The 13,619-nt window shown below is 40.7% G+C and carries 10 protein-coding genes; 5 read left to right on the top strand and 5 right to left on the bottom strand.

Features of this window, described 5'->3' with window-relative positions:
- From AAC037_RS06945 to AAC037_RS06925, 5 genes are all read right to left on the bottom strand, one after another.
- Nucleotides 1-195 (bottom strand): hypothetical protein (locus AAC037_RS06945; protein ID WP_339902294.1); only part of this gene is annotated, 195 nt, incomplete at its 3' end.
- A 640-nt stretch (nucleotides 196-835) separates the two neighbouring features.
- Nucleotides 836-2,110, bottom strand: a complete 1,275-nt coding sequence (locus AAC037_RS06940) for a TRAP transporter large permease (RefSeq protein ID WP_339902293.1) — start codon at nucleotides 2,108-2,110, stop codon at nucleotides 836-838.
- Complete coding sequence (locus AAC037_RS06935) at nucleotides 2,107-2,568, bottom strand: TRAP transporter small permease (RefSeq protein WP_339902292.1); 462 nt, start codon at nucleotides 2,566-2,568, stop codon at nucleotides 2,107-2,109. Before AAC037_RS06935 ends, AAC037_RS06940 begins: the two co-directional genes overlap by 4 nt.
- Nucleotides 2,565-3,548 carry a TRAP transporter substrate-binding protein gene (locus AAC037_RS06930; RefSeq protein ID WP_339902291.1) on the bottom strand — a complete coding sequence of 328 codons (984 nt, stop codon included), beginning with the start codon at nucleotides 3,546-3,548 and terminating at the stop codon, nucleotides 2,565-2,567. The genes AAC037_RS06935 and AAC037_RS06930 overlap by 4 nt, the downstream gene beginning before the upstream one ends.
- 86 nt (nucleotides 3,549-3,634) lie before the next feature.
- On the bottom strand, nucleotides 3,635-8,887 hold the full coding sequence (locus tag AAC037_RS06925; protein ID WP_339902290.1) for a lamin tail domain-containing protein: 5,253 nt from the start codon (nucleotides 8,885-8,887) through the stop codon (nucleotides 3,635-3,637).
- 104 nt (nucleotides 8,888-8,991) lie between these two features.
- Here AAC037_RS06925 and AAC037_RS06920 point away from each other — a divergent pair, with 104 nt between their 5' ends.
- The 5 genes from AAC037_RS06920 to AAC037_RS06900 all read left to right on the top strand — a co-directional run.
- Complete coding sequence (locus AAC037_RS06920) at nucleotides 8,992-9,981, top strand: aspartate-semialdehyde dehydrogenase (RefSeq protein ID WP_303615442.1); 990 nt, start codon at nucleotides 8,992-8,994, stop codon at nucleotides 9,979-9,981.
- Nucleotides 9,982-11,187 (top strand): class I SAM-dependent methyltransferase, encoded by a 1,206-nt coding sequence (locus AAC037_RS06915; protein ID WP_339902289.1) that lies wholly within the window; start codon nucleotides 9,982-9,984, stop codon nucleotides 11,185-11,187.
- A gap of 361 nt (nucleotides 11,188-11,548) precedes the next feature.
- Nucleotides 11,549-12,166 carry a TetR/AcrR family transcriptional regulator gene (locus tag AAC037_RS06910; protein ID WP_303615440.1) on the top strand — a complete coding sequence of 206 codons (618 nt, stop codon included), beginning with the start codon at nucleotides 11,549-11,551 and terminating at the stop codon, nucleotides 12,164-12,166.
- Nucleotides 12,163-13,422, top strand: coding sequence for a TolC family protein (locus AAC037_RS06905; protein ID WP_339902288.1), 1,260 nt, complete (start codon nucleotides 12,163-12,165; stop codon nucleotides 13,420-13,422). The genes AAC037_RS06910 and AAC037_RS06905 overlap by 4 nt, the downstream gene beginning before the upstream one ends.
- Nucleotides 13,423-13,435: 13 nt before the next feature.
- Nucleotides 13,436-13,619 (top strand): biotin/lipoyl-binding protein (locus AAC037_RS06900; RefSeq protein WP_339902287.1); only part of this gene is annotated, 184 nt, incomplete at its 3' end.

The following is a 13,619-nucleotide window of genomic DNA, read 5'->3' as shown; positions in this document are numbered from 1 at the left end:
GGTGTCAAATTGACTACGAAGGTGGACATGTGTATCAAACTTTTTTATGGTGGAAAAATCTTCCATGGAATAGTAAGTGTCTGGTATTTGCTCAACCATTTTTTCTTGCTTTTGGGGAGATTTACAGAAGGTAAAAAATGCCAAGAGGCATAAGGAAAAAGAAAATGATTTACTTGCTATGGTAATTTTTTTCATGGTTATGGCTGTGTGGTTTTAGTTAACGTGTATTTTGGAGATGGGCACAGTTACAAAAAGTTTGGTAAACAGAAGGCACTATTCCCTCTACTTATTTTCCTGTGGTTTAATTTAACCAAAGGAATTGTTAATATTAAAATTAATTGAATGTTTTTCTTTATTGATGAAGATCAAGAAAGAAGAATAGGGGTATTTGATTGGATTAAATGGTTCAAAATGGATGGTTATTTTCAGGGATAAAAAGTTTATTTTGTTGGCTGTTGACGTTAGAAATCCCCCTTGGTCCCCCTTTGAAAAAAGGGGGAGTTTGTGCTTTTAAGAATGGCGAATTTGTTTCTGATTTCAGCTTTAGTCAACCCATTTGTGTAAACAGAAGAATGTGGGTATATTATAGCAGTCAATCCTGAATTACAAGAAGTTTCAGGGTTTGTCTTATAAGAGGAAGATTTGATTGCATTTAGATTGTTCTAGGTTTGCTGTTAACGTTAGAAATCCCCCTTGGTCTCCCTTTGAAAAAAGGGGGATTTTGATATCTTCAAGATTGACGATTGCGTAATGAAGTTAAAATTAAGTCAGCCTATTTCATTGTCTCCAATTGAGCAATATTTATCAAAGTCCGCCTCGATTAGTAGTTCGAGATTTACTCATAAAACAATCCCGGTAACCACAGGCTTACTTCGGGGATATAGGTAATCATCAATAGGACCAGAATACTTACCATCAAATAAGGCAAGCCGGCCACTGCTATTTTTTCAAGAGAAATACCTCCGATACTTGAAGCCACAAACAAACAAACGCCAACTGGCGGAGTGGTCAGGCCTATGACCAAGTTAAAAACCATAATGATGGCAAACTGCACCGGGTCTACGCCCACATTTACTGCTACGCCCAGCAAAACCGGGAACAGTATAAGCAAGGCGGCAATGGTTTCCATAAAGGCACCTACAAATATAAGCAAGAGGTTAATTAATAAAAGTAAAATAAATTTGTTGCTCGTCAGCTCTAGTAAGCTATTGGCAATCAGCTGTGGCAACTCTTCCACAGTCATGATCCAGGCAAAGAGATTGGCAAAGCCAACCAGCACCATCAAGGCAGCAGTTGTTTTGGCTGACTGAAGCAATATGGCCGGAATCATTTTAAATTTTAGCTCTTTGTAAACCCAAAGGCCAATGGCTATCGCATAAATTACCGCTACAATAGAGGCTTCGGTAGGCGTAAAAACACCTCCTATGATGCCAAAAAGTATTATTATGGTCATCATTAAAGCCCAAAATGCCTGGAAAAAGCTTTTGAAGATGAAGCCAAATGATTTTCTAGCTCTTTTGGGGTATTTTCTTTTCACAGAAATCAAATAGGTAATCAACATAAAACCTATTCCCAATAGTACACCCGGAACAATCCCGGCTACAAATAACTTTCCCACGGAAAGTCCGGTAAGGGTGGCGGCAATGATCATCGGTAAACTGGGGGGAATAACAGGCCCAATTGTGGAAGAAGAAGCCGTGACGGCACAGGAAAAAGGCACATCATAGCCTTCTTTTTTCATGGCAGGAATCATTACAGAACCAATACTGGCGGTATCGGCAATGGCCGTTCCGGAGATACCGCCAAATAACATGGAAGCCCCAACATTGGCCAGTCCCAACCCTCCTCTAATATGTCCCAAAAGGGCATTGCAAAAATTGATGATCCTACCGGTAATGCCACTGGCATTCATCAGGTTGCCGGCCAAAATAAAGCCGGGGATGGACAGCAATACAAAAACGTCGATGCCCGCATACATTTTTTGGGGGATCACCATTAGGGGAATGTCACTGAACAGCAAATAGGTAAAGGCGGAAATCCCCAAGGCAAAGGCAATAGGAAAGCCTATGGCCAATAGAACCAAAAAGACAATGAATAAAAGTGCAGTCATCTATTTTTTTCAATTAATTTCAAGGTACTGTAAAAGGCAACCGATAAGCCCATAATGGCCATGGCACCATACATAAAGGCCATGTTGAGGTTCATTGAAGGGGATTTTTGTATGCTCACAATCTCCATTAATGGAAGGCTTACCACAAACTGAGTAAACATCAAGCCGATAATGCATACCAATATAATATTCTCCAATATGGATTTGTATTTGGGGGATAGCCTGTCCAATAAAAAGTTTACACTTACATAACCATTGTCTTTTACAGCCAAGGCAGCACCCATGCTTACCAAATAGATGAAGCAAAAGCGGGCAAGCTCTTCGGTCCAATTGGGAGCCCAGGGCAAAAGGTACCTGGCAATAACCTGAAGCAATACAACGGCAATCATCAAAACAAAACTTAGGTTTACGAGGAAACCCAGTACTTTATCTAAAGTGGGGAAGGGAGATTTTGTCATTTTACCTGCTGGATTCTATTTAAAAGATCTGTTTGTTCTTCATCAAAGGATTCCAGAACAGCTTCTTTTGCGGCTGCCTTGAAAGCTTCATTGTCAACTTCAATAAATTCCATTCCTTTTTCCACAAGGAAATCGTAATCTTTCTTCTCTTGAACTAAAAACAATTCATGTTCGTATTCCTGCATTATTTTAGCTGATTCATCAATTACTTTTTGCAGGTCCTTGGGGAGGCTATCGTATTTTTTACCACTCATGACCACATAGGCCCAGCTTTTCACATGGGATGTTAACATACAGTATTTTTGCACCTCATAGAGGCCTGCATCTTTGATCAAGGCAAAAGGATTTTCCTGTCCATGGATGGTGGATTGCTGCAAAGCAGTAAAAACCTCTGAAAAAGCCATAGGTGTAGGTTTGGCACCCAGTGTACTCCAAGTATCCACATAAAGAGAAACCGGTGGTACCCTTAAAATCATTCCTTGAAGATCGTCCGGATGGCGGATGATTCGATTGGCAGTAAGGTTTCTTGCTCCCCGCTCAAACCATGCAATAGGTTTAAAGCCGGCACCATCCAAAATATGCTGCTCGATTTCCTTGCCCAAAGGTCCCCCTGCTACTTTTTTTAGATGCTCAGAATCTCGGATAGCAAAAGGGGTGGCGCATAGGATGGCTTTGGGCAAGCTCCAGCTTTGTAGGGATTCTCCGGTAATCATAATGTCTGCACTACCTACCAATAGTCCGGTCAGTACATCCATTTCCTTACCGAGTTGCTCATTGGGATAAACTTTCACTTCTATTCTGCCATTGGATCGCTTTTTTACCTCTTCGGCAAATTTTAAACTGGCCAGGTGCCAACCATGTTGGTTGTTGGCCAGGTGTCCAAAACGTAAGACATATTCAGGTTTATTTTCTGAGGAGGCTGAGCAACTCCACAGTTGGATCAATAATAAAAATAGAAGCGTTAATCGGCTTGGGTTCATTGTTTGCATATATAAAACTAAAATCTTTAGTTTCAATTGGAAAATCAAACCAAAGTACAAAAAATATGGGGCAAGGCATTCAAATTTCAGAATTTAGTGCCAACAACCACCGTTTTTTTGATGTGCTGTACATGGCCGGCAGGGTGAATGAGTTCTGCAGAAATTATATAGTAGCCCACACCTACCTTTTCTCCTTTTTCATTGGTGCCATCCCAGGTATAAAACCCATTTGCTGCCCAGATTTCGTTTTGGCACAATAGTTTTACCTCTAGCCCGGAAGCAGAAAAAATGCGAAGGGTGGCCAGATAATTAGGCTGGTCCATCTTATAGGAAATGGTGGTAAAAGGTTGTTCTCCTGTTGCATCAGGAATAAATATTTCGGGTGAAATGGTCAATCCCACCCCTCCGGAATTTCCTTCATATACCTGTGAGTTTTTATAGCCGGGTGTGCCATGATTTTCTGCTGCTGACGCAGAATGCCAGTTTTTAGGATCATTTACCTCCTCCCCGCTGGCATATCTTTCAAGGGAAATGCCTTTGGTATCCCTCAAAAAACCATGGTGATAATCTTCATCGTAATCGAATCTTTGCGGCCAATTTTCCTCAGGATCTAATAAAATGACTGTCCCTGAACGGATAGGATAACTGGGTAAACTCATTTCCAAGAAATTGCTGTTTACCGCCTTTGGGAAATGGGTAACTAAGTTTTGCTTATCGGCGGTAAGTACCAAATAAGTAAAAGGGTCAATGATAAAATCCTCTGAGGTTAGAATTTTCCTGTTGTCAATTTCTCCTTCCGAAAGGTTGGCCAGTTTCCAGTTTTTGAGGTTGATGAGCTTGCTTGAATTATTGTAAATTTCAACAAACTTTGGAGCACCCGTCGGTGGATTAAAAAGAATCTCATTTAAAACAATGTCTCCTTCTTCCGGATTGCTGGGTATTTTCACCAAAGCCTTATTATTATCTAAGGCATTTCCAGAGCAATCTCTCCAGTTTTTAACCGTAATTTCATAAGCTTGGTTTTCTTCCAAAGGTTCTTCGAGATAAAGAATCCATTGGAAAGGATCATCGGAGTTTTGAATAGCATTTATGATTTTGACCGAAGGGACAATTTCAAAATCGACCATATCCCCCATCTCTTTAGTAGAGGGTTTTGAGAACTGTAAGATGATTTGGTTGTTGTGACTGACTTGCGAGCTGAGCAGTTGAGGAGAACTGCGGTCCGGACTATTATCAAACACGGAATTGATGGCACCGGGTGTGCCCTTGGCTTCAATGCTAGCAGGTGCATAATTGCTTGGCCCTTCACAAGTAGACCAAGGATTTATCAGCTCCCAGCTATAGCCATTTGTAAGCACTTCGCTTGCTAAAGGCATTTGCGAGTCATAGCTCATCTTGTCCACAAGTTCATCTTTTTGATTCAAAAGAGAAATTTCATCTCCACCATTCAATAATGCAGGCCAAGGACTGAGTCCGATTACCTTTCCATAATTGCTAAAGGCGTTTTTTGAAGCCAATGGACAAAGAATAATATATTCTCCGGGTTTCATTTCTGTCCGTGCCAAGACAGTTCGGGTTCTAGAATTTGCCAACAGCATCCCTCCTAAATTAAAAGTACTGTCAGTAGGGTTGAATATTTCAATATATTCGGAATCCGGCAAGCCAGAGCCTTCTCTGGGGGCAGGCATGACTTCATTGATCAGGATATCTTTATACCCTGCAACAGTTACCTCTTTGTAAAGAAAATCAAATTCAATCGGATCAATCTCATTCCCATCTAGATCCTCTAACTGTTGGACTTTCAAAGTGAGGGCTACGTTGTTTGGCCAAGTATTTTCAAAGGTGAGCAATACCAGTTTACCACCTTCTTCTAAAGTTACTGTTTGAGGGTTTTGGTCTGAAATGCTGTAAAACTGTGGGACAAGTGCCAGCACGGGATCCAGTTCTTTATCAAAGTACAGGGCAATTTGATTTTCAGGAAGGACGGCCACCTCCAAAAGTTGAGGAGCTGAAGGATTCCATGAAATGGGCCTTTGGCTACCCGGTAAGATACGCTTGTTTCGCTCTTGCCTAGGTGGAATTTTTAGTGTCAGCTGAAGGCCTTGCTGGAGCGGAGAAGAAATCAATACCTGGATTTGCTTAGGGTAAGATTGGCTTAAAAATGGTTCCAGTTCCAAGTTTTCCTCTACAAATTTAAAAGGTTCAAGCCAGGGTGACTCAGCCAGTGTCACATCATGGTTGATGATGATTTGCTGATTGTTTTCCAGCCAAATATCATGAATGCCGTCATCATAGTCTAACATGGTTTGAAATAAATGTCCGGAAATATCCGGAGCTTCTTGCTTTGGATCCACTTGAACGGATACCTCATCGCCAAGCTTTAAAGGGGTTTTCAATTTTAATAAAACTTGATAGGGATTTATTTGATTTACTTCCAGAGGGGGCTCGCCTTGTACCAAGTATTGCTCAATAAATAAAATTGTACTTGGATCATAAAACCTTGTGAAAGAAATTTGTACAGATTCAGCATTCCAAAGCATGGCCTCAGCTACGGAAAGCAGCCTATTGTCAATGGCGTAATTGAGCGCTTCCCCAAGCTCCCCATTTATGCTGCTTACAGTAGGGACTGTTAATGCTAGCTGAATAGCCGGCCAAGCCTCTTCATTGTACAGGGTGATTTTATTTCCGGCATCGTTAAGTTCAAACTGGGTAATTAATTGGTCATTGACCAAGATTGAATCCGGTTGAGCTACGCTTTTATTAAAGGAGATTACCAATGAATAGGGATCGGTAAGATAAGCTGTGTCAATCATTGGTGGGAGGGTGTCCCAAACAAAGCGGTGCTTTAACGGCGCTGTCAATTTTTGCCCAAACAGGTCCTCAAGACCATCAATGCTCAAATGGTAGGCTTCACCGGTAACCCATTCAGAAGGGAACTGAAGTAAAACCTGTTGTTCATTAAGCATTTCCAATTCTTGTGGATGTTCATTCTTTTCCTCTATTCTATAAACCTGAGGCAATAGGGCCCGCTTTGGCTCCAGAGCTTTGTTAAATGTCAGAAGAAGACTTTTATTGTTTGAGATTTCCACTTGTTCGAGTTCAATGGGTCTTGTGTCTAGAACATAGGCTTTTTGTAAGCTTATCCTGTCCTTGCCTTCGGTATCCACCAGATTTTGCACTTGTAATTGTTGTACTTTGTTCTCCGGAATTTCAGCATCAAAAAACAAAATAAAGCTATTTCGTTCTTCAGAATCTTGCAAAACCCTAATGGGATGCCTTTGCCTTTCTCCGGCCAGATAATTTTCCGGATTTGTAGCGGTTGCCTGACTGATGTTTGCCAAGTAAATTACTTTCAAGCTATTCGGTGAAAGAATCATAACTGTATCCAAAACATCTTCCCAAGCAAAGAAAATGGTATCCTTTTGCATTTGGTTTCCTGACTGATCGGCAATATTGCTTAGGCTTAAACCATAGGTTTCACCGAATAGCAGTGGCTTTGAAAGAGCGATTCGAACTTCAGGGGATGGCTCTTCTAATATAGCAGGAGCAAGCATGATCTCTTCTTGTGAAATCAATTTATAGTGCAGAGGGTTGCTTCCTGATATAGGATCAACAGCTTCATCAAATTTCACAACAATGGTTGATTCATCAATTCCCCCGACTTTCTCAGCAAGCGGAGGAAGGCCATCATAGGTAAAGGTTGTTTTATTTTCGGTCAAAGGCAGGGCATAGCAATCCAACAAATTTTGAATGGTTAAACTATAGGATTCGCCTGAAATCATAGGGTTGCTGAGCTCAAGAAGCATGGAGTTTTGACCAAACTCCTTAATACTTAATGCTTGGTCATTAAGAGAAATGTTGGGGTTTGTTGTTAAAACAAGAGGAAGTATTTTGGAGAAAGTAAGTTTGATTTGCTGGGAGGATAAAGTTTGGAGCTCAAGGATTTCAAAAACCCTTTGATCCGGAGCCTGGCCAAATCTATTGTTTGTGGTTCCGGGAGTTCCCCCTTGGGCTGCTGCAGTAGCCTTCCAATTATAAGGGTCATCACAGCTTAGAAATGGGTTGATGCGCTCAATGGACCATCCACCATTTTCTTTGTCCTTGTCGGCATACAGGGATCGGTCATAGCTTAGACTATCCAATAGGTTACCAAAGCCATCTTTTATCTGGATCACACCACCACTGTTGACCAAGGTTGGAAAAGCCTCCATGCCTGCCACCTTTCCAAACGGCTGAAACAAATCCTTATTGGTGGTGGCACAAAGGATCAAGTGTTCCTGAGGTTGAACGAGTACTTGGGGAATTGTCGCATCATTATAAGTGAAATTGTTCAGTTTGATGGCCTTCTCTGTTCGGTTAAACAGTTCAATATATTCAGCATTGGGAAGGGTAGGGTTCTCCGGGATTATACCTTTGGGGTTTGGGTCAGGCATGATTTCGTTGATTATAAGGGCTGCGGCAGGAGTGGATTTTGGGTAATCAAAACTAATGGACCAGTCTTTAAATACTTTGCCTGATTGCAGGGATTTGATCTCTTTGAAAAGTAAGCGGTAGTCATTATTGTAAATATAGTCTTCAAAGTGAAGCAGCAAATGCTTGCTTTGGGGCTGAGAAATGCTCTTGGCCTGACCATAATTGGAACTAAGGGTTGCAATCTCTGAAACCAGGGCCACTTCCTGATCAAATGCTATCAGTAAGCTACTGTCATTGTCTGTAGGGATGATTTTAGCACTTAGGGATTCGCCTTCTTCTTCAGTCTCTGCTATGCTGAAATTATCTAGAAACAATCTGGCAGCAGTGCCGGATCCTTCTCCATAGACCACTTCTAGATTTATGGTCAATTCTTCTATATCCGTATAAATTTCAGGTATCGGTTGTCGATATTCCAGGTAAGGGGAGTCTTCATTGAGAAAAGAGCTGTCCGATCCGATTAGGCTTGGGCTCGAATAACCCTTTCCCTGATCTGTGGAATAGGAAAGGTATAAAAGCACAGGTCTGTTGCCTGATCCATTTTTACCGGTTTTGGCCCAAAATGAAATTGTGGGTTTTTTTAACCCTACAGTCAATGTTTTTATGTAAATTTGCGCGTTGAAAGTACTGGTAGTCTGAATGGCCAAGGCCTGGGAATCAGCGATTCCTTCTCCTGAAGCTTGAAAAACCCTGGATTTTCCGGAGCGAACTTGACTGGCTGACCATCCGGGCAGAAATTCTGCCGGGTAGTTGACGATGTTGAATTCAGTCTCAAAGTCTTGTTTGGCAAATGTTTGGCCAAGGCAGGGAATTGAAAAACCAAATAGGGAAGATGCTATGAAAGTCCAAATTAAAGTACTGGTTTTCATAACATTAATATAACTAAAAGTATACTAAATAAGTATTTATTGTTGAAGAATATTTTTCCCGGGACAGAACCGGGAGAGTTTAATCGGTCAAAATTATAATTAAAATGAAGTTAGCCGTAGTTGGAGCCACCGGATTGGTAGGTTCAGAAATCCTAGAAGTGCTCGAAGAGCACAATTTCCCTTTCGATGAATTATTGTTGGTTGCCTCTGAGCGTTCTGCAGGGAAAAAGATTGCTTATAAGGGTAAGGAGTATACGGTAATTGGTCTCAAACAGGCAGTGGCAGAAAAGCCGGATGTGGCGATTTTCTCAGCCGGAGGAGGAACTTCTCAAGAATGGGCACCGCAGTTTGCTGAGGTTGGCACTATTGTGATTGACAATTCTTCTGCATGGAGGATGGACCCGACCAAAAAATTGGTAGTTCCTGAAATCAATGGCAAGAGTCTTAGAATTGATGATCGCATCATAGCGAACCCCAACTGCTCTACCATTCAAATGGTACTAGCTTTGGCTCCTTTGAGAGAAAAATATGGCATCAAAAGAATCGTGGTATCTACCTATCAGTCAGTTACCGGAACAGGTAAAGATGCAGTAGACCAGATGATGGCAGAGAGAAATGGAGAAAAAGCCGATATGGTTTATCCCTATAAAATTGATTTGAATGTATTGCCTCATATAGATGTGTTCCAAGAAAATGGTTACACCAAAGAGGAAATGAAGATGATCAATGAAACCAAAAAAATCTTCAGTGATGATTCCATTCAGGTAACAGCTACTGCTGTAAGGATCCCTGTGATGGGCGGTCATTCAGAAGCGGTGAATGTGGAATTCCACAATGATTTTGACTTGACAGAAGTCAAAGAATTGTTGGCCAATACTCCGGGTATTATTGTAGAAGATGATCCGGCAAATAATGTTTATCCCATGCCATTGAATGCGCATAAAAAAGATGAGGTGTTTGTAGGAAGATTGAGAAGGGATGAAACCCAAGCCAATACCCTTAATATGTGGATCGTAGCCGATAACCTTAGGAAAGGAGCAGCTACGAATGCCGTTCAGATTGCCGAGTATTTACTGGAACACAGCATGGTTTAAGTGAACCTTGAAAATATATATCATCAAGAATTGATGCAGTTTGTGCAGGATCATCTAAAGGAAGATCCTGCACATTTGCTTTTAAGGCAAAAAACTGCGCCGGGAATAGACTTAAAAATAGCTGCTAGGCAAATAGCCATGCGACAAAAAGCGGCTAAAAAGCTTCCTTTTTGGGCCGGTTATCCTTCAATTATTTTTCCACCTAGCCTATCTATGGAACAGTGCTCTTCTGAGCTTACTGCCGCATACAAGTCCCAGCTGGTCCAAGGCAAAACCTTTATAGACCTTACAGGAGGCTTTGCTGTAGACACTTTTTATATCGGCAAGGAATTCAAAGAAATTACCTATCTAGAAAGGCAGCAAGAGCTGGTGGAGCTCGCCCGACACAATCTTTCCAGATTATTAAAGGGCAAGGGTATCCAATTGAGTTTGGTGCATGGAGAGTCGGTTCAGTTTATTGAAAAGACAAGTGCCAAATACGATGTGCTTTTTGTGGATCCGGCCAGGAGAGGCAGTGGGAATCAAAAGATGTATCAGCTCAAAGACCTTGAACCTGATGTGAGCCAAAATTGGGATTTGATCCGGGATAAAGCCAAAGTAATCTTGATCAAAGCATCACCTATGCTTGACATCCAGGCAGCACTAAAAGAATTACCGGAAATCAACCAAGTACATGTGGTGGCTGTCAAAAATGAGGTAAAAGAATTGCTGTTTCTTTACAATGGCAAGAATGAGCCTTTGAAAGTGGTCGCCACTGAATTGGGAAGAAATAGTGCGCAACAGTTTTCCTTTACCTTGGAGGAAGAAACAAATGCCTTGGTCAATTATTCTTTGCCACAGAAATTTTTGGTATTACCATTTTCCTGCATTTTAAAGGCAGGAGCATTTAAAAGCTTTGGCAAGGAGTTTGGCTTGAGTAAGCTTCATCCGCATACCCATCTTTACACCGGAAATGAAATAACCGGGCCAATCAATGGTAGGGTATTTGAAGTGCTGGAAGAGCTGAAACTGGATAAGAAAGTGCTCAAAAAACGCTTCCCTGATGGGAAGGTGAATGTATTGACCCGCAATTTCCCCAGCAAGCCGGACCAAATCAAAAAAAGATACAAGCTTAAAGATGGAGGAGATGAATATTTGATCGCTTGTACATTAATGGATGGGCAGACTGCTGTGTTAAGGTGCAAACTTTCTCAAGAAAATACCTAGCAATCAACTGGTATGGGTTTTATTTCTATTTAGGTGCTTTTGTCCATTCTTTAGTGAGCGGAGATGTCTCATAATAGCATTTTTTTACCGGTAAGGGCGAATTTTTGGACCTCATTAATACCATTTCCATTAGGGTATATCTACCGGAATACTCAGAGATGATTGAAAATTCCACCTATTTTCCCTTTATGATAGCTTCTTCACAATGGTGCGCAGTTTCGTTTAACTTAATTTATTATCTTTTATTAAGGCATTGATTTAGCGTATTTTAACCTATTAGTGAATTTTTTTCGCCATCAATTTTCTTTTGTAAAAATAAATTTTACATTTGTTAACCAAATGGTTAAACCATAAGGTTAATATGGCGGAAAAAAAATTTAATCAAGACACAGAAAAGAAAATCTTGGAGGCAGCCAAGGAAGTTTTCCAGCAGAAGGGCATGGATGGAGCCCGGATGCAGGAGATCGCAAATGCAGCAGGCATCAATAAAGCCATGTTGCATTATTATTTTAGAAGCAAGCAATTGCTTTTTGAGGCGGTGTTTAAGAATGCTTTTTCCTTATTGTCTCCTCAACTCAATAAGGTTTTAAATGATGATTCATCCATAGAGGAAAAGGTAAAAAGCTTTACCCATAATTATATTTCCTTTATGAAAAAGCACCCTTACCTTCCAAATTTTATCATTCAGGAGTCAAACCGAAACCCAGCATTTTTTGAAATGATCCAAGACAGTAAAGGCTTTCCATCTCTTGACAAATTTAAAAAGCAGGTCGCACAGGAGGTTGAGGAAGGGATTTTGAGACCAATCGATGGGGAGCAGTTATTCGTAACCATTGTTTCCTTGAATATTTTTCCTTTTGTAGCCAAGCCACTTATTAGGGGTTTTATGAAATTGGGAGTGGATGACTTTGAGCAACTAATGGAACAGCGTAAAACCTTTGTTTCCGAATTCATTATCAACTCAATAAAAAAGTTATGAGAGAGATAGTAACAATTATTCTGGCAATGGTTCCCTTTCTTGTACCTGCACAGCAGGTGCTCACCTTGGAAGAATGCTTTAATCTTGCAGAAATAAATTATCCCTTAAGCAGTCAGAAAAATTTTTTGGAGGAACAATTTCAATCTGAGGTCAGGGTGCTCGAATTGCAGAAACTACCTAAACTAGACCTTAATGCGCAATCTACTTATCAATCTGAGGTCACAAGGATTCCTATAGAATTGCCGAATACTGACATTCAACCACCAAATAAGGACCAATATAGAGCGACGTTAGATGTCAACCAATTGATTTATAGCGGTGGGAGCATAGCGGCAAATGCCAAGTTAAAACAAGCTGAATTAAAAACACGACAACAAGAGGTAGAAGTTACCATTTACCAGGTTAAGGAAAGAGTCAATGCCGTTTATTTCAAGATTTTACTCCTTCAGGAACAAGAAAAACTGCTGGACTCTAAAATGAAAATTTTGCAGGAGCGGGCAAAGGAAGCGGTTTCTGCCATTAGAAATGGAATGGCCCTACCTTCCACAAATCAGCATTTACAAGCAGAAATCTTATTATTGGAGCAACAAAAAGTTCAGCTCAAATATGACCGCAAAAAAGCATTAGAAAGCCTTTCCTCACTAATCTATAAGGACATTGATTTCAATGATACATTGTTGAAACCAAAGATAGTGCAAACATTTAATACCCGGCTTAACCGGCCGGAATTAAAACTATTTGAATACAAGTCCCAGCAGTTAGACATTTCTAAGGAATTAATTGATAAAGAAAAATCCCCCAGCCTCATGGGTTTTGCACAGGCCGGATATGGGAACCCCGGATTGAATATGTTAGACAATTCCTTTCAGGACTTTTATATGGTTGGTTTAAAGTTCAACTGGAGGTTATTTGACTGGGGCAAAGCTCAAGAAAAAAAGTTGGGTGTAGAAGCATTAAAGCAGGTGGTGGCTACGGAAAAGGAAACCTTTGTCCTCAACAATGAAATTCAATTGCAAGAGGCACGGGAGGACATCAACAAGTACAAAGAAATTTTAGCCCATGATGCCTCCATCGTTAACTTAAGGGAAGAAGTAATTGCATCAAGTACCTCCCAATTTCAAAATGGGACCATCACTTCTTCGACATACATCATTGAACTCAACAAGCTTTATGAGGCAAAAGTTAATCAAAAGCTGACTGAAATACAGTTGGTCATGAGTCAGGCAAGGTACAAATTAATTAGGGGTGACTTTTAAATACAGAACTGAAATGAAAACCTTCAAACTATTTTTATCAAGTATTCTTCTGCTAGGAATGGTATCCTGTGAAAATGAAGAGAAAGCAGATGGCTATGGTAATTTTGAGGCAACTGAAATTACTGTTTCAGCTGAGTCCTCAGGTAAATTATTGTCATTAGCGGTAGAAGAGGGGCAAGTGGTCGAGAAGGGAACCT

Origin of the sequence: uncultured Cyclobacterium sp. (assembly GCF_963976465.1) — a bacterium.
Lineage (GTDB): Bacteria > Bacteroidota > Bacteroidia > Cytophagales > Cyclobacteriaceae > Cyclobacterium.
This window is presented reverse-complemented; position numbering and strand designations above follow the sequence as displayed.

Coding starts and splice junctions, on each gene's coding strand:
- AAC037_RS06940 (WP_339902293.1), bottom strand. CDS start 2,110: ATGACTGCACTTTTATTCATTGTCTTTTTGGTTCTATTGGCCATAGGC.
- AAC037_RS06935 (WP_339902292.1), bottom strand. CDS start 2,568: ATGACAAAATCTCCCTTCCCCACTTTAGATAAAGTACTGGGTTTCCTC.
- AAC037_RS06930 (WP_339902291.1), bottom strand. CDS start 3,548: ATGAACCCAAGCCGATTAACGCTTCTATTTTTATTATTGATCCAACTG.
- AAC037_RS06925 (WP_339902290.1), bottom strand. CDS start 8,887: ATGAAAACCAGTACTTTAATTTGGACTTTCATAGCATCTTCCCTATTT.
- AAC037_RS06920 (WP_303615442.1), top strand. CDS start 8,992: ATGAAGTTAGCCGTAGTTGGAGCCACCGGATTGGTAGGTTCAGAAATC.
- AAC037_RS06910 (WP_303615440.1), top strand. CDS start 11,549: ATGGCGGAAAAAAAATTTAATCAAGACACAGAAAAGAAAATCTTGGAG.
- AAC037_RS06905 (WP_339902288.1), top strand. CDS start 12,163: ATGAGAGAGATAGTAACAATTATTCTGGCAATGGTTCCCTTTCTTGTA.